At 65.5% G+C, this 19,157-nt stretch carries 16 protein-coding genes and 1 pseudogene; 8 read left to right on the forward strand and 9 right to left on the reverse strand.

What is annotated here, in order from left to right; genetic code table 11:
• The first annotated feature begins 41 nt into the window (after positions 1–41).
• A pseudogene (locus ALC15_RS32860) lies at positions 42–781 on the forward strand (vWA domain-containing protein).
• Between the two features lie 10 nt (positions 782–791).
• Here the strand turns inward: ALC15_RS32860 and ALC15_RS32865 are convergent.
• Positions 792–1,103 (reverse strand): DUF302 domain-containing protein, encoded by a 312-nt coding sequence (locus tag ALC15_RS32865; protein ID WP_347336339.1) that lies wholly within the window; start codon positions 1,101–1,103, stop codon positions 792–794.
• A gap of 223 nt (positions 1,104–1,326) precedes the next feature.
• On the opposite strand from ALC15_RS32865, the gene ALC15_RS32870 reads away from it, so the two are divergent.
• On the forward strand, positions 1,327–2,046 hold the full coding sequence (locus ALC15_RS32870) for a DnaJ domain-containing protein (RefSeq protein ID WP_050630870.1): 720 nt from the start codon (positions 1,327–1,329) through the stop codon (positions 2,044–2,046).
• Positions 2,047–2,288: 242 nt separating this feature from the next.
• Here the strand turns inward: ALC15_RS32870 and ALC15_RS32875 are convergent, their stop codons facing one another.
• Positions 2,289–4,076 (reverse strand): D-alanyl-D-alanine carboxypeptidase, encoded by a 1,788-nt coding sequence (locus ALC15_RS32875; protein WP_050630871.1) that lies wholly within the window; start codon positions 4,074–4,076, stop codon positions 2,289–2,291.
• A 422-nt stretch (positions 4,077–4,498) separates the two neighbouring features.
• Here ALC15_RS32875 and ALC15_RS32880 point away from each other — a divergent pair, with 422 nt between their 5' ends.
• Positions 4,499–4,834, forward strand: coding sequence for a phasin family protein (locus ALC15_RS32880; protein WP_021078275.1), 336 nt, complete (start codon positions 4,499–4,501; stop codon positions 4,832–4,834).
• A 73-nt stretch (positions 4,835–4,907) separates the two neighbouring features.
• Here the strand turns inward: ALC15_RS32880 and ALC15_RS32885 are convergent, their stop codons facing one another.
• Together ALC15_RS32885 and ALC15_RS43645 are read right to left on the reverse strand one after the other, a co-directional pair.
• Complete coding sequence (locus tag ALC15_RS32885) at positions 4,908–6,809, reverse strand: TadE/TadG family type IV pilus assembly protein (RefSeq protein WP_050630872.1); 1,902 nt, start codon at positions 6,807–6,809, stop codon at positions 4,908–4,910.
• Positions 6,810–6,977: 168 nt separating this feature from the next.
• Positions 6,978–7,343: a hypothetical protein gene (locus tag ALC15_RS43645; RefSeq protein WP_128089651.1), complete on the reverse strand. Its 366-nt coding sequence runs from the start codon at positions 7,341–7,343 to the stop codon at positions 6,978–6,980.
• Here ALC15_RS43645 and clpS point away from each other — a divergent pair.
• The gene (gene clpS, locus ALC15_RS32890) at positions 7,336–7,668 is read left to right on the forward strand and encodes an ATP-dependent Clp protease adapter ClpS (RefSeq protein ID WP_050630893.1); all 333 of its coding nucleotides are present in this window, start codon (positions 7,336–7,338) and stop codon (positions 7,666–7,668) included. The genes ALC15_RS43645 and clpS overlap by 8 nt on opposite strands.
• Before the next feature lie 260 nt (positions 7,669–7,928).
• Complete coding sequence (gene clpA / locus ALC15_RS32895; protein ID WP_050630873.1) at positions 7,929–10,337, forward strand: ATP-dependent Clp protease ATP-binding subunit ClpA; 2,409 nt, start codon at positions 7,929–7,931, stop codon at positions 10,335–10,337.
• 87 nt (positions 10,338–10,424) lie between these two features.
• On the opposite strand, the gene ALC15_RS32900 is transcribed toward clpA, so the two are convergent.
• The 3 genes from ALC15_RS32900 to ALC15_RS32910 form a co-directional block, all read right to left on the reverse strand.
• A complete protein-coding gene (locus ALC15_RS32900; protein WP_050630874.1) occupies positions 10,425–11,846 on the reverse strand; it encodes an MFS transporter in 1,422 nt (473 codons plus the stop codon).
• A 162-nt stretch (positions 11,847–12,008) separates the two neighbouring features.
• Positions 12,009–12,362: a PilZ domain-containing protein gene (locus tag ALC15_RS32905; protein ID WP_050630875.1), complete on the reverse strand. Its 354-nt coding sequence runs from the start codon at positions 12,360–12,362 to the stop codon at positions 12,009–12,011.
• A 232-nt stretch (positions 12,363–12,594) separates the two neighbouring features.
• Positions 12,595–13,551 (reverse strand): AraC-like ligand-binding domain-containing protein, encoded by a 957-nt coding sequence (locus tag ALC15_RS32910; RefSeq protein WP_050630876.1) that lies wholly within the window; start codon positions 13,549–13,551, stop codon positions 12,595–12,597.
• Between the two features lie 208 nt (positions 13,552–13,759).
• On the opposite strand from ALC15_RS32910, the gene ALC15_RS32915 reads away from it, so the two are divergent.
• Both ALC15_RS32915 and ALC15_RS32920 read left to right on the forward strand, forming a co-directional pair.
• Positions 13,760–14,770: a carbon-nitrogen hydrolase family protein gene (locus tag ALC15_RS32915; protein WP_050630877.1), complete on the forward strand. Its 1,011-nt coding sequence runs from the start codon at positions 13,760–13,762 to the stop codon at positions 14,768–14,770.
• A gap of 36 nt (positions 14,771–14,806) precedes the next feature.
• The gene (locus tag ALC15_RS32920) at positions 14,807–15,859 is read left to right on the forward strand and encodes a phenylacetaldoxime dehydratase family protein (protein ID WP_050630878.1); all 1,053 of its coding nucleotides are present in this window, start codon (positions 14,807–14,809) and stop codon (positions 15,857–15,859) included.
• A gap of 113 nt (positions 15,860–15,972) precedes the next feature.
• Here the strand turns inward: ALC15_RS32920 and ALC15_RS32925 are convergent, their stop codons facing one another.
• Positions 15,973–16,824, reverse strand: a complete 852-nt coding sequence (locus ALC15_RS32925; protein ID WP_050630879.1) for a LysR family transcriptional regulator — start codon at positions 16,822–16,824, stop codon at positions 15,973–15,975.
• A 102-nt stretch (positions 16,825–16,926) separates the two neighbouring features.
• On the opposite strand from ALC15_RS32925, the gene ALC15_RS32930 reads away from it, so the two are divergent.
• Entirely contained in the window at positions 16,927–17,931 is a 1,005-nt protein-coding gene (locus ALC15_RS32930; protein ID WP_050630880.1) for a bile acid:sodium symporter family protein, read from the forward strand.
• Between the two features lie 154 nt (positions 17,932–18,085).
• Here the strand turns inward: ALC15_RS32930 and ALC15_RS32935 are convergent, their stop codons facing one another.
• The gene (locus ALC15_RS32935; protein WP_050630881.1) at positions 18,086–19,015 is read right to left on the reverse strand and encodes a glycine/sarcosine/betaine reductase selenoprotein B family protein; all 930 of its coding nucleotides are present in this window, start codon (positions 19,013–19,015) and stop codon (positions 18,086–18,088) included.
• Positions 19,016–19,157: the final 142 nt, after the last annotated feature.

Below are 19,157 nucleotides of genomic sequence, written 5' to 3' on the forward strand. Positions count from 1 at the left end.
GCCGCGGCCCACATAGTGTTTGCTGTACGAGGCAAGCGCTGATGGCTGGCAAGACGATCAAACCGACATCCGGAAGCGACGTGCGCACGGCCGATACGCCTGGTGTGCCGACATCGAGCGCGAACGACATCGCCGCCTTCGTTGCGAAGCGCGGGCGATGTCGCCGCATCGCGCCGGTGCACGCGGTCGCCTGGTGTTCGCGCTCGACGCCACGATGAGCCGGCAGCCGACATGGGACATGGCGTGCGCACTGCAAGCCGACATGTTCCGCGAGGCCGGCGCGCTCGGCAGCCTCGACATCCGCCTCGTTTATTATCGCGGGTTCAATGAGTGCCGGGCCACCGGCTGGATCTCGGACAGTGCGCAGCTTGCGCGGCTGATGAGCAAGATCGATTGCCAGGGCGGCAATACCCAGATCGGCAAGGTGCTGTCGGAGACACGCCGCGAAGCGGTCGCCTCAGGCGTGCGCGCGTTGGTGTTCGTGGGCGACGCCATGGAGGAGAACGCCGACGCGCTGTGCGCAAGCGCCGGCGAGCTCGGCCTGCTCAAGGTGCCGGTGTTCATGTTCCAGGAGGGCGCGGACGCCACCGCCGAGCAGACGTTTCGCGAGATCGCGCGGCTGACCGGCGGCGCGTGGTGCAGGTTCGATCCCGGCGCGGCGGCGCAACTGCGCGAATTGCTGCGTGCCGCTGCGGCCTATGCCGCCGGCGGCCGCGAGGCGCTGCTGCGACTGGCGAAGACGACGAGCGGCGCGGCCAAGCTGATCGGCCAGATGAAATAGGCTTGCCGGGTCAGGCTTTGCCTGACGTTGCGGCCTTTGCAATCGTGCCGAGCAGCGTCGACATGTTGGCCGTGACCTGTCTGGCCGTTTCGGCGACGCCGTGCCGTTCTGCGAGCCAGGCCGGATCGTTGTAGGAGAGCCAGCAGTCGCCTGCGTCGTCCTGCCAGACCAGCGCCTTGAGCGGCAGATCGATCCCGATCGTCTGGGTAACCTGCATCAACGGTGTGCCGCCCTTCGCATTGCCAAACACGAACAGTTCGGTTGGACGGAGCGCGAGGCCGGCGCTCGCGGCGCCGGCAGCATGATCGATCTGCGCAAACAAGGTCAGCCCACTGGCCTGAAGTTCGGCCTTGAGCCGGTCGCAGTCTCCTTCGGCCCGGCATTGCTGCGAAGGCTGATCAGTCCGTCAATCGCCATGGGGCGTCCTCCAGCGCGGTCGGTGCAGGCTACTCAAGCGCAGCGGGCGACGCCACGCGTGGCGCTTCACGCTCCGGTGAGACGAAGCTTCGCATGCTTTTTGCGGCCGGGCCGCTTATATTCCGCGCATGCCAACTCTGATCGCCGGCGTCGTCGCCGTTGTCGTCCTTTATTCCGCGCTGCAGATGTTTCGTGCGGCCAATCCCGCCGTGCTTGCGCGTGCGATCAAGATCGGCGGCGGGGTGCTCGCGCTGGCGGTGGCGGCCTTTACCGGCGTGCGGGGCGAACTGGCGGTGGCGATCCCGCTCGGCATCTTCGGCGCCGGACTGCTCGGCTGGTCGCCGTTCGGCAACACCGGGCTTCCCAATTTCGGCGGCATGTTCGGCGGTTCGCGCAGCCCCGGGCAAAGCTCGCGGGTGCGCTCGCAATATCTGGACATGAGCCTCGATCACGGCAGCGGCGTGCTCTCCGGGCAGATCGTGGCCGGACCGCAGGCCGGCCGCATGCTCGACGAGTTCGACCTGTCGCAGCTCTTGGCGATGGTCCCTAGCTTCGACGCCGAGAGCGTCGCGCTACTTGAAAGCTATCTGGACCGCCGCTTTCCCGCCTGGCGTCAGGACGCACAGGGCGACCGGACAGGGGGGCAGGGCCGTGCGGCGACGAGCGGCAAAATGACGAACGAGGAGGCCTATCAGATCCTTGGCCTGCAACCGGGGGCGTCGCGTGACGACATCAGCCGGGCTCACCGCACCCTGATGAAGAAACTGCATCCCGACCAGGGGGGCTCGACGTATCTCGCTGCCCGTGTGAACGAGGCCAAGGATACTCTGCTTCGCACGCATCTCTAACTCCGACGCTACCAACGCCACAGCCGAGAGCCGCCTTCCGCTTCTGATTGATGCCCCGTCTGGCCCGCCGCTGTCCGGCGTGGCCGATCGTTGTTTCGGGAAAACTTAACCGTAAAATCTTGACGAGAAGTTTTCATGGCGGCGCCATGCGCGGAAGGACCGCTCGTTCCCGTGCGCCGCCCGCAAAGCAAAAGGGCCGGCGCTTGCGGCGCCGGCCCTTTGCGATCGGTCGATCGAGTCGATCAGTTGCGAACGGTGATGCAGGAGATCTCGGCGCGCTTCAGCGTCTTGCACGCCGCCTCGGCCTGATCGCGCTCGAGACCGGCAAAGCGGGCGCGGTAGAGCTTGCGGTTGTCCTTCGCCACGACCTCGGTGAACGGGTCCGCCTTGCTGAGCAGGCCGCGGGCCGAGCTGCGCGCGAGGTCGATGCGCTTGTTGGCCTCGCCCTCGGATTCCAGCGCGCCGACCTGGATGATCCAGCCGGAATGCGCGGCACCGGGCTTGACGGTGTTGCTCTGCGACGCGGCCTGGAGGCTGCGGGTCGGCTCGATCGAGGCAACGGCCTGCGGTGCCGGGGCGGCGGCGGGGGCATGCACGGACGACGCCGGCAGCACGCCGAGGATGCCGTTGCCGGTGCCGAAATTGGCCGGCTGCGGCGGCATCTCGGGCCTCGAGGTCTCGGCGGCCCGCGCCATCATCGCGTTGGAGGTCTCGGGGATCTCACCGCGCGACGGGATTGTGCTGGTGATCGGCGGTGCGGATTGTGCCGGGCCGGCCGCGGCGAGCTTGATCTGGCCGGCCTTGACCTGAACGGTCTTCACCTTGACCGGCTTCATCGGCTCAGCCGAACCCGGAATCGCCGCGAGCTGCTGGGTCTGGATCACGCCTGAGGTCAGCGGCGCCGGTTCGGGCTTGGCCTGCGGCTCCGGCTTTGCCGGGGGCGGCGGCAGCGCGGCGGCGGCTGCGGCGATCAGCGAAGGCTTGCTGGCCGGGCGCGGTGCCGACAACGGGGCGGGAGCGGGCTCCGACGCGGCAACCGGCGAGCTATCCGCTTCGCGCGCATCGTCGGCATCGGCGACCTGGACGTTGGCGTCGGCCGGGTTGCGCTCGGTGATCGCGGCGACGGTGCGGTTGGTGGCGCCCTTGCCGATATTCTCGGCCAGCAGGTTGCGCATGATGGCGTCGCGGGAGCCGCCGCTGCGGCCGCCGAGCACGACGCCGACCAGGAAGCGATTGCCGCGGTGGATCGAGGTCACGAGGTTGAAGCCGGAGGCGCGGGTGTAGCCGGTCTTGATGCCGTCGACGCCCTCGACGCTGCCGAGCAGGCGATTGTGGCCGGTGATGGTGTGGCCGCGGAAATTGAACGCCGTCGTCGAGAAATAGCGATAATAGCGCGGGAAGCGATCCTGGATGGCGCGGCCGAGCGTCGACTGATCGCGCGCCGTGGTGATCTGCTCGTCGTTGGGCAGGCCCGAGGCGTTGCGATAGGTGGTCCGGCTCATACCGAGCGCGCGGGCCTTGCGGGTCATCATGCGGGCGAAGTCGTCTTCGCTGCCGCCGATCGCCTCGGCGATCACGACTGCCGCGTCATTGGCGGAGCGGGTGACCAGACCCTTGATGGCGTCTTCGACCTTGATGGTCTGGCCGGGCCGCAGGCCGAGCTTGGTCGGGTCCTGCTCGGAGGCGTGCTCGGAAACCGGCATCTCGGTGTCGAGCTTCATCTTTCCGGAATCGAGGCGCTCGAACAGCAGATAGAGCGTCATGATCTTGGTGAGCGAGGCGGGGTGCCGCAGTCCGTCGGGGCTGGTTGAGGTCAGCACCGAGCCGCTATTGCCGTCGACGATGATCGTCGCGAATTGCGGGCTGTAGCTTTCGCGCGCGGCCTCGCTGTGGTGATGACGGGCGGTGTGGCGCCGATGACGGCGCGCCTCCGCGCTATCACTGGTGATCAGGATCGCCGTCGTGACGGTAACGAGCCCAAGAACGCCAACTCGCAGCGCCCGCGAGGAGGCCAAGGTTGTTCGAAGCATCTACTTCCCCGTCCCAATTTCTATCTAGATCACTGGCTCGTGAGGCGAAATTGTGCCCGGCGGCCGTCGATCCTTGCCTGCGCAACAGACCACTTCGGGCAGAACCATCGGCCCTCGTGGCGGCTCAGGTCGCTCTTCTAGCTAAGGTGTTGTTCACAAACAGCTTTCAAGGCTGCCCGTCGGAAGGCGAACAAAGTCCGGGAATCAGGTTAGGCGGACCGAGTTTCCAAAAGATTAAGCAACCGTTGCGTAGTCCCCCGGGGTTTAGCGCAAATGCCCGGGAATCGCGCAGTGTGATTGTGCGTTGCACAATATTTGTTGACTTTATTGTGCAATGCGGTATTCTAATCAAGTCAGGGGGCCGGGAGCTTCCCGGCAATGGGAATTTGCGCCTTCAAGTCTGGGAAAAGGAATTCCAATCCATGGTCAAGATCGAAGACATTCAGAACTACGGCAAAGAGCATTTCGAGTCGGTCACTGCGTCTGCGAACAACCTGCAGAGCGGCGTCCAGGCGATCGCCACCGCCTACGGCGACTACGCCAAGAAGTCGTTTGAAGACACCAAGTCGTTCGTCGAGAAGCTGTCGGGCGTGAAGTCGCTGGACAAGGCGCTCGAGGCGCAGACCGAATACCTGCGCTCGTCCTACGAGACCTTTGTTGCGGAATCGCAGAAGATCGCCGGCCTGTACAGCGACTGCGCCAAGCAGACCTTCAAGCCCTATGAGGGCCTGGTCTCCAAGTTCGCGCCCGCTCAGTAAGCGCTGCCGATCAAGACAAACGAAAAGCCCGGCCGTTTCGGCCGGGCTTTTTTGTTGGGCGGGAGGCGGGCGGTTATTTCGCCAGCCGCAGCTTGCTGAGGGCCGTGCCGATCGTGTTGAACGTGGTCAGGATCTGGGTCGAGCTGGTCAGCATGAAGAATTTGTCGGGGCTGCTGGCGCAGTTCTTCAGGACGGTTGAGGTCGGATCGGCTGGCGAGCTCGTGTTCACCTGGATGGTGTAGATCGTGTACGCCGGGTTTCCACCGGAATCCCTCGCGGCCTGCAGGTTCTGACATTGCAGGGCCTGCCTTGCGTCGATCGGATTGCCCGAGGCCTGCGAGCTGCCGTCGCCGTAGACGGGCCAGCGGTCCTCGGTGTTCAAACCGTCGGACAGCAGGATAATCACCCGATTGTAGGTCGTGTTGGAGTCCTCTGCCGGCGCGTTCAGCGGGCCGTTCACCAGCAGCGACTGCCACGCCCAGGCGAGGCCGACCGACTGGTCGGTGCCGCCGGTCGGCTGCATGGCGTTGACCGCGTTCTTCAGCGCGGTCCAGTCGTAGCTCAGCGGGATCAGCGGTTCGAGCTGCGGCGAGGCGCTGCTGCTGCAATAATACGAGCTGTTCTCGTAATACTCGTTGGCCGGAAACAGCGTGGTGACGTCGGATGTATTCGGCAGCACGCCGGTCGCATCGTTCGGCTGGGTGCGGTCCGTGACGCAGCCGGTCCAGTTGCTGATCGGATTGGTGGATGCTTGCAGCCAGTTGTTCGCGACCGTCGGGAGCTGATTGGTCGACGTCCACTTGTTGTTGGTCCAGCCCACCACGGCGCTGACGCGCGGCTGCGCCAGATTGTGAACGAGGTCCAACGGGCCCGGCTGGGTCCAGTCGTGGGTGTAGAGATTGCCGGAGCAGGACGTGACGCCGCCCGTGGTCGTGCAACTGCAACCAGTGACATTGTTGCCGGACGAATTCTTCGGACAGGAACAGGACGACGACCCCGTGCAGAATACGCCGGTGCCCGCCGGCGTGCTCACCCAGCAGCCGTTGTAGCGGGTGTGAGAGTTATAATCGACGCTCGGGCAGATGTAGCCTGAATAGGTCCCGCTCGACGGGATGTAGTTCGCGTTGGACGTGCTGGTCGGGCTGGTGTTGCAGGTGAAGCCGCCATTGCTGTTGGTCCAGGGGCATTTCGCGCCGGGGCCAACCGCGTGCCAGTTCATCGGGAGGCTCGCCTGCAGGCTCTGGCTGCCGGTCCCCATGCTGCCGTTGTTGGGCTGGGTGGTCGGCGGATTGAGCCAGTCGGTCCAGTCGATCCAGTTCTGGCCGGAATTGTTGGTGCCGACATTGACGACCTTGGCGAACGGAATGACGGAGACATAGACGTCACCATTGTTCTTGCTCAGCGCGCTGAGCTGGTCGATCAGGCCGCCGGATCCGGCCACCGCGTTTCGCAGCGCGGTAATCTTGCCGTCCTGGGCCATCGATCCCGTGTTGTCGAGGGCGAGGGCGACGCGCATCTTGACGTTGCCCCAGGTGGTGGTGGTCGAACTGCTGAAATTCAGCTTTGGAAAACCGGCAAGCTGCATGAAGTCGGTTTTGACGAAGCCGGACCCGCTCAGCAGGATGGTCGCCGCCGCGCTCGAGGTCGGGGTCGTATAAGTGGCCGAGACCGCAAGGCCCTGGCCGTCCTTGTTGGTGTAGAGGCCATTGAAGTAGGACTGGGCCTTGCTCGGGATCTGCGCGGCCGTGATGTTGCCCATGGTGAGGTCCTTGGACAGCATCAGCGCGGTAGAATCGAGCGCCGCCTGCATCGAGGACCGGGCGCTGTTGGCGCGGGTATAGTCGATCGCGGCTCCCACGAAGGCGATAATCGGCAGAATCGCGAGCGTGAAGATAACAGCGACATTGCCGTCCTTTGCCCTGGAAAACCGGCGGGCAGCGGCGCGGCCGCGATTGAAAATGGCTGAGCCCAGCATGACACTCTCATCGAAATTATTGATGGCGCCATCATCTCTACGCGTGCGGCTAAACAGTTGGTGAATCGGGCCAGGGAAACCTGGCAACTGGTACCGGTGGGGCGCAAAAGCAGGGCAAAAGCACGCGCTATCCTCAATGCCGTCTAAATCGGCTGCCCCGATCCTTTGTCAAATCAGGCAGAAATGATTAACCTTCCAAGGGTTGCCGCGCCGGGAATCGGACCGGTGGGCTGCGGCGGGTCTGCGCTTGCGGCAGGGCGTCGCGAGGCCCATATTCGGGAGGTCGATCCGGCCGCCGGATCGGACCGGGAGCGGCAATCTGGAAAGATTGCTGGGGGTTCCGCGATCAGTCTTGCGGCAATCGCGACCACCTTCCAATCGCCATCCGGTTTCCTGCCGGCATCCCTTGGGGAATTCGAACGCCTGAACCATGTTGCGACCCACGTTGACAGTCCCGATCTCCGAGCCGGTTTCGGCCAAGCCGGCGGTGCCCGCCGCGCCGGTGCCGACAACGCCGGTGCCGACAATGAGCAATGACGACAACCGCAGTGGCGCGGGCAGCGGCCCGTCGACCTCGGTCATCACCAAGGTCAAGCCGAAGACCAAGCGCCCGAACCTGTATCGCGTCCTGATCCTGAACGACGACTACACGCCGATGGAGTTCGTCGTTCACGTGCTGGAGCGATTCTTCAACAAGGACGCCGAGGCCGCGACCACGATCATGTTGCACGTTCATCATCACGGGATCGGTGAGTGCGGCGTGTTCACCTACGAGATCGCCGAGACCAAAGTGACACAAGTCATGGACTTCGCGCGCAAGCATCAGCATCCACTGCAATGTGTGATGGAAAAGAAGTAGTTCGCGGGAACGATTGACCCGGCGCGACGAGCGGAACGGGTCTTGCAACGCGTTTTCTGACGGTTGTGAGGGGCGTTCCCGTACGATCACGGGGCGTGGTCGCACGGCGTCCCGGTGCCCCGAATTTAGAAGAAAACCATCACCGCGGGACCGGTCTTTCGCCACGATCCGTCGTAACTATATCAATGGCGATCACGAAGGTTGTTATTGCCTGACCCGGTAATGGCGATCATGATGGCCGGGGGCCATAGAGGACGCGAATGCCAACTTTTTCTCAAAGCCTTGAACAATCGTTGCACCGTGCATTGGCGATCGCGAACGAGCGTCACCATCAGTACGCGACGCTGGAACATCTGCTGTTGTCGCTGATCGACGACTCGGATGCGGCGGCGGTGATGCGGGCCTGCAGCGTCGATCTCGACAAGCTCAGGACCAGCCTCGTCAACTATCTCGAGACCGAATTCGAAAACCTGGTGACGGACGGCGCCGATGATGCGAAGCCGACCGCCGGGTTCCAGCGCGTGATCCAGCGCGCGGTGATTCACGTCCAGTCGTCCGGTCGCGAGGAAGTGACCGGCGCCAATGTCCTGATCGCGATCTTCGCCGAGCGCGAGAGCCACGCCGCGTATTTCCTGCAGGAGCAGGACATGACGCGCTACGACGCCGTGAACTACATCAGCCACGGCATCGCCAAGCGGCCCGGCGTCTCCGAGGCGCGGCCGGTGCGCGGCGTCGACGAGGAGACCGAGACCAAGGGCAACGAGGACTCCAAGAAGAAGGGCGAGGCGCTCGAGACCTATTGCGTCAACCTCAACAAGAAGGCGCGCGACGGCAAGATCGATCCGGTGATCGGGCGCAATGCCGAGATCAACCGTGCGATCCAGGTGCTGTGCCGCCGCCAGAAGAACAACCCGCTGTTTGTCGGCGAAGCCGGCGTCGGCAAGACCGCGATCGCCGAAGGCCTCGCCAAGCGCATCGTCGACAGCGACGTGCCGGAGGTGCTGGCGGCCGCGACCGTGTTCTCGCTCGACATGGGCACGCTGCTTGCGGGCACCCGCTACCGCGGCGATTTCGAGGAGCGGTTGAAGCAGGTCCTGAAGGAGCTGGAGGCGCATCCGAACGCCATCCTGTTCATCGACGAGATTCACACTGTGATCGGCGCCGGCGCCACTTCCGGCGGCGCGATGGATGCGTCCAACCTGCTGAAGCCGGCGTTGGCTTCGGGCACGATCCGCTGCATGGGCTCGACCACCTACAAGGAATACCGTCAGCACTTCGAGAAGGACCGCGCGCTGGTGCGGCGCTTCCAGAAGATCGACGTCAACGAGCCGACGGTGGAAGACGCCATTGCGATCCTCAAGGGCCTGAAGCCCTATTTCGAGGATTACCATCGGCTGAAATACACCAATGAGGCGATCGAGGCGGCGGTGCAGCTGTCGTCGCGCTACATCCACGACCGCAAGCTGCCCGACAAGGCGATCGACGTGATCGACGAGTCCGGCGCGGCGCAGATGCTGGTCGCCGAGAGCAAGCGCAAGAAGACGATCGGCATCAAGGAGATCGAGACCACGATCGCGACCATGGCGCGGATTCCGCCGAAGAGCGTGTCGAAGGACGATGCCGAGGTGTTGAAGCATCTCGAGCAGACCCTGAAGCGCACGGTGTTCGGCCAGGACAAGGCGATCGAGTCGCTGGCAGCGTCGATCAAGCTGGCGCGAGCCGGCTTGCGCGAGCCGGAGAAGCCGATCGGCAGCTATCTGTTCTCGGGTCCGACCGGCGTCGGCAAGACCGAGGTGGCCAAGCAACTCGCCGCGTCGCTCGGTGTCGAGCTGCTGCGCTTCGACATGTCCGAATACATGGAGCGGCACACCGTGTCGCGCCTGATCGGCGCGCCTCCCGGCTATGTCGGCTTCGACCAGGGCGGCCTGCTCACCGATGGCGTGGACCAGCATCCGCATTGCGTCGTGCTGCTCGACGAGATCGAGAAGGCGCATCCGGATCTGTACAACGTGCTGCTGCAGATCATGGACCATGGCCGGCTCACCGACCACAACGGCAAGCAGGTCAACTTCCGCAACGTGATCCTGATCATGACCACGAATGCGGGCGCGGCCGATCTCGCGCGGCAGGCCTTCGGCTTCACCCGCTCGAAGCGGGAAGGCGACGACCACGAGGCGATCAACCGGCAGTTCGCGCCGGAGTTCCGCAACCGGCTGGACGCGATCGTGTCCTTCGCTCACCTCAATGCCGAGGTGATCGGCATGGTGGTCGAGAAGTTCGTGCTGCAGCTCGAGGCGCAACTCGCCGACCGCGACGTTACGATCGAGCTGTCCGAGCCCGCCAAGGCCTGGCTGATCGAGCACGGCTATGACGAGCAGATGGGCGCGCGTCCGATGGCGCGCATCATCCAGGAGCACATCAAGAAGCCACTCGCGGATGAAGTGCTGTTCGGCCACCTCAAGGGCGGCGGACATGTCCGCGTCGTGCTGGTCAAGGACGAGGCTGCTGCCAAGGACAAGATCGGCTTCGAATATGTCGAGGGCCCGGTCACGCCGAAGCCCGAGAACCTGCCGCCGCGCAAGCGCAAGCCGCCGAAGGGTGGTCCGAACAACGGTGGCGGAGGCGGCACCAAGGGGCCGGCCTCCAAGGGGCCGATGGTCAAGGCCTGAGGCGAAAGCAAGTGATCAAATGAAAAAGGGCCGGCTGAACAGCCGGCCTTTTTGTTTGCGCCGTCGAGTCTTACGTCACGTGCAGCCTCACTCCCCCTTCAATCGCTGCCCCTCCTGAACCCGTACCCGCTCGGCGCCGCGGCTGCCGGCGGAGGATAGCCGCAGCGTGCTGAGGACGGCGCCGACGACGGCAAAGCCGACGCCGACCATCAGCGAGATCCTCGTACCGTCGGCCGGATAGCGCGCCAGCAGCATCGCCACCAGCGCGGCACCGATGGTCTGTCCGAGCAGGCGCGCGGTGCCCAGCATGCCGCTGGCGCCGCCGGAGCGCTCGCGCGGCGCGGCGGCGATCATGGTGCGGTTGTTCGGGGTCTGGAACAGGCCGAAGCCGACGCCGGCGAGCGCCATGCGCCAGATCACGTCGATCGGCGCTGCGTTGGCCGGCATCAGCGCCAGCGAGCCCAGTCCGGTCGCGAAGATCAGCAGGCCGATGCCGCCGAGCAGGCCGGCCGGGTAGCGCTCGACCAGCCATCCCGCGAGCGGGGCGGCGAACGCGACCGCGATCGGCCACGGCGTGATCAACAGGCCGATCTGCACCGCCGAATATCCGAAATGGTTTTCGAGGTAGAACGGCATCGCGACGAAGGCCAGCATCTGGCCGCAGAACGAGGCGATCGAGGTGCCGATCGACAGCGCGAAGATCGGAATCCGCAGCAGGTCGACCGGCAGCAGCGGCGAGGGCAAATGCTGCTGGCGCCGGTACAGCAAGTGCGAGGCGACCGCGGCGACCGCGAACTCCAATGCGCAGACATACAGCGCCTCGCCATGGCCGGCGCTGTCGATTGCGCTGATGCCGAACCCGAACGCGATCGCGCTCATCCCAGCGCTTTGCCAGTCGAAGGCATGAACCGCAGGCCTGGTGTGCGGCAGGAACCGCCAGCCCAGCGCCAGCGTCACGACGCCGAGCGGGACGTTGATGGCGAACAGATAGGGCCAGGTCCCGACCGCCAGGATGAACGAGGCGATGGTCGGGCCGACCGCGGCCGAGATCGCGACGACCAGCGCATTGACGCCGATGCCGCGGCCGAGCTGCGAATGCGGATAGATGAAGCGGACGAGAGCGGTGTTGACGCTGAGGATGCCGGCGGCGCCGAACCCCTGCAGGATGCGGGCGATCGTCAGCAGCGGCAGCGTATGCGACAGCGCGCAGAACAGCGACGCCAGCGTGAACAGCAGCAGCCCCGCCAGATAGACGCGGCGATAGCCGATGATCTCGCCGAGCGAGGCCAGCGGCAGCAGCGAGATCGTGATCGCCAGCTGATAGCCGTTGACGATCCAGATCGAGAATGCCGGGCTGGCGTTGAGATCCCGGGCAATGGTCGGCAGCGCGACATTGGCGATCGAGCCGTCGACGACGGCCATCACGAGGCCCAGCGCGATCGTGAGAATGGCCCAATTGCGCTGCGGCTGCGGCAGCCCGTCGGGATGCTCAATAATCGCGGACGACATGTCGTGAGGTTGCTCTCGGTTCCAGCTTGGCGGGCTTACCGGATGCTGGATTAACCTGACCTTTGCAACCCCCGAAATGTCCGCCCCGGGTGCACCGAAACGAGGCTGGGGAACGCCAAGAAGCTCAGCCTCGATGTTAGCCTTGATTGTTAGCCTCGATTGTCAGCCTTGGCCGAGCAGTTCCTTGATGCGCCGCTGCAGCTGCCGCTTCTTGATCTCGCTGCGGCGGACCCGCTCGTCGAGATCGCTTACCGGGTTGTCCGAGGTCATGATCCGGAAGGCGAGGCCGACCTTGTTGGCCTGGCGCCAGATCAGGCGCGCCAGGAACGAGCGGCCCTTGCGCGCGACGTTCAGATTCATCTCCTCGGGCAGACGTGCGGCATCGCCAAATTCGACGCAGGCGCCACGTTCGCTGATGTTGCGGACGACGCAATCCATCGTCGAGCCGCGTTCATTGATCTCCGCAACCGCACCGTAAAACACCTTGTCGCGTGGGCTCTGGCGCCGGTCCTGCATGGGAAATCCTCCTCAAATGAACGGCACAACTGTACCGGTCCGGACCTGCGAAAAGAAGGGTACGAACGGAACCCGTTGCAGTTAGTGTAAATTGTTTGCATCCGTGAAGGCTTGGATTCCCGGCTATTTTGCGCCGCAAAGCGCCGCCGGAGCCTTGTCCTGACGGGTTTTCTTAACGCGAACCGGTACCCATCCCGCGTCAGGTGCGGCACAGGCTTCGCTCGACAACACTTCAGTTCGGCAGCCGGCTGTGCCGCCACTCGCGCGGCGACAGGCCGTAATGATCGCGGAACACGCGGCCGAAATGCGAGAGGTCGTTAAAGCCCCAGGCGAACGCGATCTCGCTGATGTGGCGATGCGCGTGTGCCGGCGAGGCGAGGTCGCGCTTGCAGCGCTCCAGCCGCTCTGCCAGCACGAAGCGCTGGAACGAGGTGTCCTCGTCGGCGAGCAGGCTGTTGACGTAGCGCGGCGAGATGCCGAGCGCCGCGGCGGTTTCGGTGAGGCCGAGCTCGGGATTCGGCAGATGCGCGAGCACATGCGCCTTCAGCCGGTAGAGCAGGGCGGAGCGGTGGGTCGAGGCCGGCAGCGCGGCGCCGCCGACGCGCTCGCTGATCGCCATCGCGAGCAGGTCCGCGGCCTGATCGGCGAGGCGGATCGCGCTGTCCGGATCAAGCCTGTCGGCGATATCGGCGAGCCCCGAGATGAACTGCCAGGCGAGCCGCTGCACCGGGCGATCGGACGTGAATGTCGTCGCCGTCAGACCCTGGGTGCCGGCAAAGCGCCGGTGCAGCATTGCGCGCGGCACCTGGAAGATGCTCTGCGTGAAGTCGTCGTTGAAGCGCAGCTCATAGGGCCGCGTGGTGTCGTAGAACGCGAACTCGCCGGGCTGGATCACGGTCTCGCGGCCGTCCTGCACCACGCCGCCCGAGCCGCTGCGGCCGAGCGCGAACAGAACGAAGTCCTCGCTGGCGCGCGCGATCCGCGACGGTGTGCGCAGCACCCGCTGCCGGCTCGACGAAACGACCGAACACTTCGCCGGCCCCAGTTGCGTGCTGGTGATGGCGCCATGGAAGGCGGTGCCGAGGTCGGACTTGCAGTCGAGCTGCACGAACACGTCGCAGACGATGTCTTGCCAGAGCGCCAGGCGCCGATGCGTGGGCGCGGTGTCCGTGGTGAACAGGGCCGGCATGATTTCCTCCCTTCACGAGTGCAAACGCTGGCCACGCAAACAAAGCAAGCTTCGTACCGGTGACGGCCGGGGGAATCTCCTCCGCAGTCGAATTTTCCTTCCGTTCTGGTCGAACGGCAGGCCCGGTCCCGGGGCAGCATGATGTCAGAGCCCGCTAGGGCCGATCAAGACCGAACCGGCCGGAGCGGCCGGCTGCGAGGAGGACATCATGGGTATCGAACATCCGAAATATCGCGTTGCGGTGGTGCAGGCCGCGCCGGCCTGGCTCGACCTCGACGCCTCCATCGCCAAGAGCATCGCGCTGATCGAGGAGGCAGCCGCCAAGGGGGCCAAACTGATCGCGTTCCCCGAGGCGTTCATCCCCGGCTATCCCTGGTACATCTGGCTGGACTCGCCGGCCTGGGCGATCGGGCGCGGTTTCGTGCAGCGCTATTTCGACAACTCCCTGTCCTACGATAGTCCGCAGGCGGAGAAGTTGCGCCTTGCGGTGAAGAAGGCCGGCATGACCGCGGTGCTCGGCCTGTCCGAGCGCGAGGGCGGCAGCCTCTACCTCGCGCAATGGCTGATCGGACCTGACGGCGAGACCATCGCGAAGCGGCGCAAGCTGCGGCCGACCCACGCCGAGCGCACCGTCTATGGCGAGGGCGACGGCAGCGACCTTGCAGTGCACGACCGCCCCGGCATCGGCCGCCTCGGCGCGCTGTGCTGCTGGGAGCATCTGCAGCCGCTGTCGAAATACGCGATGTATGCCCAGAACGAGCAGGTACATGTCGCGGCCTGGCCGAGCTTCTCGCTGTACGATCCGTTCGCGCCGGCGCTCGGCTGGGAGGTCAACAACGCGGCCTCACGCGTCTATGCCGTCGAGGGCTCGTGCTTCGTGCTGGCGCCCTGTGCCACAGTCTCGCAGGCCATGATCGACGAGATGTGCGACCGCGAGGACAAGCACGCGCTGCTGCATGTCGGCGGCGGACACGCCGCGATCTATGGGCCCGACGGCAGCTCGATCGCTGAGAAGCTGCCGCCCGATCAGGAGGGGCTGCTGTTCGCCGATATCGATCTCGGCGCGATCGGGATCGCCAAGAATGCCGCCGATCCGGCCGGGCATTATTCGCGGCCCGACGTCACGCGTCTGCTGCTGAACAAGAAGCCCTCAAAGCGCGTCGAGCATTTCGCGCTGCCGCTCGACAGCTTCGAGGAGATCGACGCGGCCGCGAGCTGAACGCGTCAGGGCAACATCGAACCGGAGGTGACTGTCATGGAATCCGCGATTCCTCCTCATTTGCAGACGGCGCGCTCCCGTCATCGTCGTGTGCCTGACGACTATGCGCCGCCGTATCCGTCCTTCGTCGCGCGCCACAAGCCCGCGGTCGCAAGCGTGATCATGGCCTATTTCGGCGTGCAGTTTCGCGGCGAGCCGACGGCCGCCGCGACCGGGGCGCTGGCGCAAATCGCAAGGCGCTTTGCCACGGAGAATGGCCCGACCCATTGGGATCGCGCGCAATATGTCGACCAGGCCGGCTTCACCAATGTCGTCTCGGTCGCCTATTGGGACGATGCCGGGCGTTTCGACGCCTGGTTCGGCGGTGCCCGCGAGGCCTGGACCGGCGGCGCCGCCGCCGACGGCGTCGGCCGTTTCATCGAGGTGCTGCGGCCGCAAGTTGCGCGCTACGAGACGCTGTTCTCGTCGCTCGGCCGCCCGGAGGGCGTCGCGGTTCTTGCCGATGGCATGAGCGGCGAGGTGCAGGAGCACGCCTATTGGGGCGGCATGCGCGACCGCATCCCGCTGTCGCAGACCGACGCGATGACGCCCGGTGGCGAGCCGCGCGTCATCCGCGACGGCGCGCGCATCCGCGTGGTCGCGCATGACAATCTCTGCCTGATCCGCTCCGGACAGGACTGGAGCGACACCGAGGCCTCCGAACGCAAGATGTATCTCGACGACGTCGAGCCGGTGCTGCGCGAGGGCATGGATTTTCTGCGCGACGACGGCGTGCCGATCGGCTGCTACGCCAACCGCTACATGCGTGTCGTCGATGCGGATGGAAGAGTGATGGAAAAGTCCTACGGGCAGAGCTGGTGGAAGAGCCTCGCTGCGTTGGAGCGCTGGGCGGAATCGCATCCGACCCATGTCCGGATCTTCGGCGCGGCGATGAAGTATCTGTCCACGTTGGGGCCGTCAGCGAAGCTCAGGCTGTATCACGAGGTCACGGTCGCCGCTGCCGACGAGCAGTTCTTCGAATATCTCGGCTGCCACGACCGCACGGGCATGCTCGGCGCGGTGCAGGTCACGGAAGCGCAGCCCGCCTGACGTTCGACTTGCTCGGATCGCCCGAGCGCTGGCCGCGTTGGAAGTGCATTCCCTCCCCCGCAAGCGGGAGAGGTGCAGCGAGTTTGCCGCGGGACCGATCCACACTGCCGTGACTACGGCCGTAGCCGGCCGCCATGCGCGGTGATGGCCTGCGCCAATTCGACGGCCGGGCCGCGCCTGGTCCGGCGCGCGGTGCGGACCACGAACTCGACGCTGCCGAGCGGCGGCAGGCCTGCCGCCGGCATCGCCTCCAACCCGTCCGGGATCAAGCCTTGCGCCTGCGGCGTGATGCCGAGGCCGGCAAGAGCCGCGGCGCGCAGGCCGCTGAGGCTGCCGCTGGAGCAGACGATGCGCCATGGCCGCCCGAACCGCTCCATCGCCTCCAGCACCACGCTGCGGCTGACGCTCGGCGGCGCGTAGAGGATCAGCGGCAATGGCTGCTCGGGATCGAGCCGCATGCCCGGCGCGCCAGTCCACACCAGGCGGTCCTGCCACACCAGCTGTCCCAGCGCGTCGCCGGGCCGCCGCTTGCCGAGCACGAGGTCGAGCTCGCCGGCGTCGAGCTGCTGGTACAGCACGGCGCTGAGACCGATCGTCAGCTCGAGATCAACCTGCGGATGGCGGCGGACGAAATCGCGCAAAAGATCTGGCAGGCGGGAGCTGGCAAAATCCTCGGCGGCGCCGAACCGAACCTTTCCGCGTACCTGCGACCCCGCGAAGTAGTCGCGGGCGCGCGCATTGGCCTCGAGGATCGGGCGCGCGAAGCCGGTCATCGCCTCGCCGTCGGCGGTGAGCGCCACCGAATGGGTGTCGCGCACGAACAGCCGACGGCCGGCGGCGGCTTCCAGCTTGCGGATGTGCTGGCTGACCGTCGACTGCTTCAGGCCGAGGCGGCGACCGGCCTCGGTGAAGTTCTGGGTCTGCACCACGGTGAGGAAGGTCTCTAACTGGGCGGGGTCGAGCATGGCGGGTCCATCATTACGTAATGTAATGACAATAACAGCGGTAAGTGCGGTTCACAATTGGCCTGAGAGGCGCCACCTTCCGATCAAGGAAAGGAACCTGCCATGACCATCAGCCGCCTGCGATCACTCGTACCCGTCGACCCCTATATCGCTGCCATCGTCGGCATGGTCGGGCTTGCCACGCTGCTGCCGCTGCACGGGCAGGGCACCGTGATCGGCGGCTACGCCACCGACGCTGCGATCGCGCTGCTGTTCTTCCTGCACGGCGCCCGGCTGTCGACCACGGAGGCGCTGGTCGGCGCCCGGCACTGGAAGCTGCATCTCGTGATCTTCCTCTCGACCTTCGGTTTGTTCCCGCTGCTTGGGCTCGCTGCCCATGCGCTGGCGCCGCATCTGCTGACGCCGGCGCTGTGGGCGGGCGTGATCCTGATCTGCATCCTGCCGTCGACCGTGCAGTCCTCGGTCGCCTTCACCTCGATCGCGCATGGCAATGTGTCGGCGGCGCTGTGCTCGGCGACCGCCTCCAATCTGCTCGGCATCGTCGCGACGCCGCTGCTGGCGGGCGTGCTGCTCTCCAGCCATGGCGGGTTCTCCGGCAATGCCGCGCTCGACATCGTCGTGCAGTTGCTGCTGCCGTTCGTGGCGGGGCAATTGTCGCGGCCCCTGATCGGAAGCTGGGTCGCGCGGCACCATGCGATGCTCGGCCTGGTCGATCGAGGCTCGATCCTCCTGATTGTCTACACCGCGTTCAGCGACGGCGTCAGCCACGGCATCTGGCACCAGGTCAATGCGACGCAGATGGCCATCGTGCTTGGCCTCGATGCACTGCTGCTCGCGGTCGTGCTGCTGATCACCAATTTCGGCAGCCAGCTGCTCGGGTTCTCGCGCGCCGACCGCATCGCCATCATGTTCTGCGGCTCGAAGAAGAGCCTGGCGAGCGGATTGCCGATGGCGAGCGTGCTGCTTGCAGGGCAGTCGGTCGGGCTGATCGTGCTGCCGCTGATGCTGTTTCACCAGATCCAGCTGATGACATGTGCGGCGCTGGCGCGGCGTTATGCGGGGGCTGAGGAAGGGACGTCACGTGATGCCGTCCCTGTGCACGCGTAGGCGTTTCACCACCAGTGTCGTCCCCCGGCTTGACCGGGGGACCCAGTACGCCGCGGCTTCTCCGTCTTCACAAACGTCTCTGGAGTACTGGATCGCCCGGTCGAGCCGGGCGATGACACCGTTAGCTTAGTGAGCGTGGACGCAACGCCCGGCGCTACGCGACGCGCAGGCCCTTGGCGATTTCCTTCTGCGCGTCGAACTCACGACGCAGCCGTGCCAGCTCCTCGGCGCTCAGCGCCTCGGCATTGCTGTAGTCGCGCTTCCAGGACGCATCCGCGTTCCAGCGCAGCGGCGATTGCACGGTGGTCTGCGGGCCGGGCGCAGACTCCAGCACGCGCAGCGCGAGCTCCAGCGTTAAGGCCTGTGAGGCCTCGTCATGTGGCTTGCCGGCCGAATTGCCGAGCGGGAAATCGGAGAACAGGAAGCGCGGCACCGCAGCGTGCTCGACGATGTCCTTGGCGCAGCCCATCACGACGGTCGGGATGCCGTTGGCTTCGAGATGCCGCGCCACCAGGCTGACGGTCTGGTGGCAGACCGGGCAGTTCGGCACCAGCACCGCGGCGTCGACCTTGTCGTCGCGGCAGCGCTTGAGGATTTCGGGCGCGTCGGTCTCGATGGTGACGCGGTGGCTGCGGTTGGTCGGAGCGCCGAAGAAGCGCGGGGCGACTTCGCCGATCGTGCCTGCCGCGGCGAGGCGCTTGAGCTGCGCCAGCGGGAACCAGGTGCCGCTGTCGGTCGCCGTGGTGTGGGTGCGGTCATAGGCGATGTGCGAAATTCGCAGATCGTGCTGCTGCGACGTATCGCCGTCGTAGACAGAATAGAATTTTGCCCCGCCGTTGTATTTCGCGCCCGGACCCTGGTCGCCGCGGGCAGGATCGAACGGCGCCGCCGTCGTGATGATGGCGACGCGGGACTGGCTCAGCGGCTTCGTCAACGGCTGGAACGGGGCCGAAGTGTAGTGCGCCCAGCGGTAGGGGGTGGTGTAGCCGATCGCCGCATAATAATCGCGGGTCCGCTTCATGTAGCCGATCGGGGCGTCGTCGTCGGGGGCAAAGCCGAGTTGATCGTCCGTAGCTGCGGCCATTTTGCGCTCCCTTTTGCGCGCCATCATTTCAGTCCATAGCTAGACCACGAGCTTGCGGTGTCAAGCCGCGCTGCGCGGGAACAGATTTGCGATGCGAACAGGTCGTTGCGCCGCATTGGTTCTGCTTTTGACGCTGGTGCCG

It is taken from the genome of Bradyrhizobium viridifuturi (assembly GCF_001238275.1).
Lineage (GTDB): Bacteria > Pseudomonadota > Alphaproteobacteria > Rhizobiales > Xanthobacteraceae > Bradyrhizobium > Bradyrhizobium viridifuturi.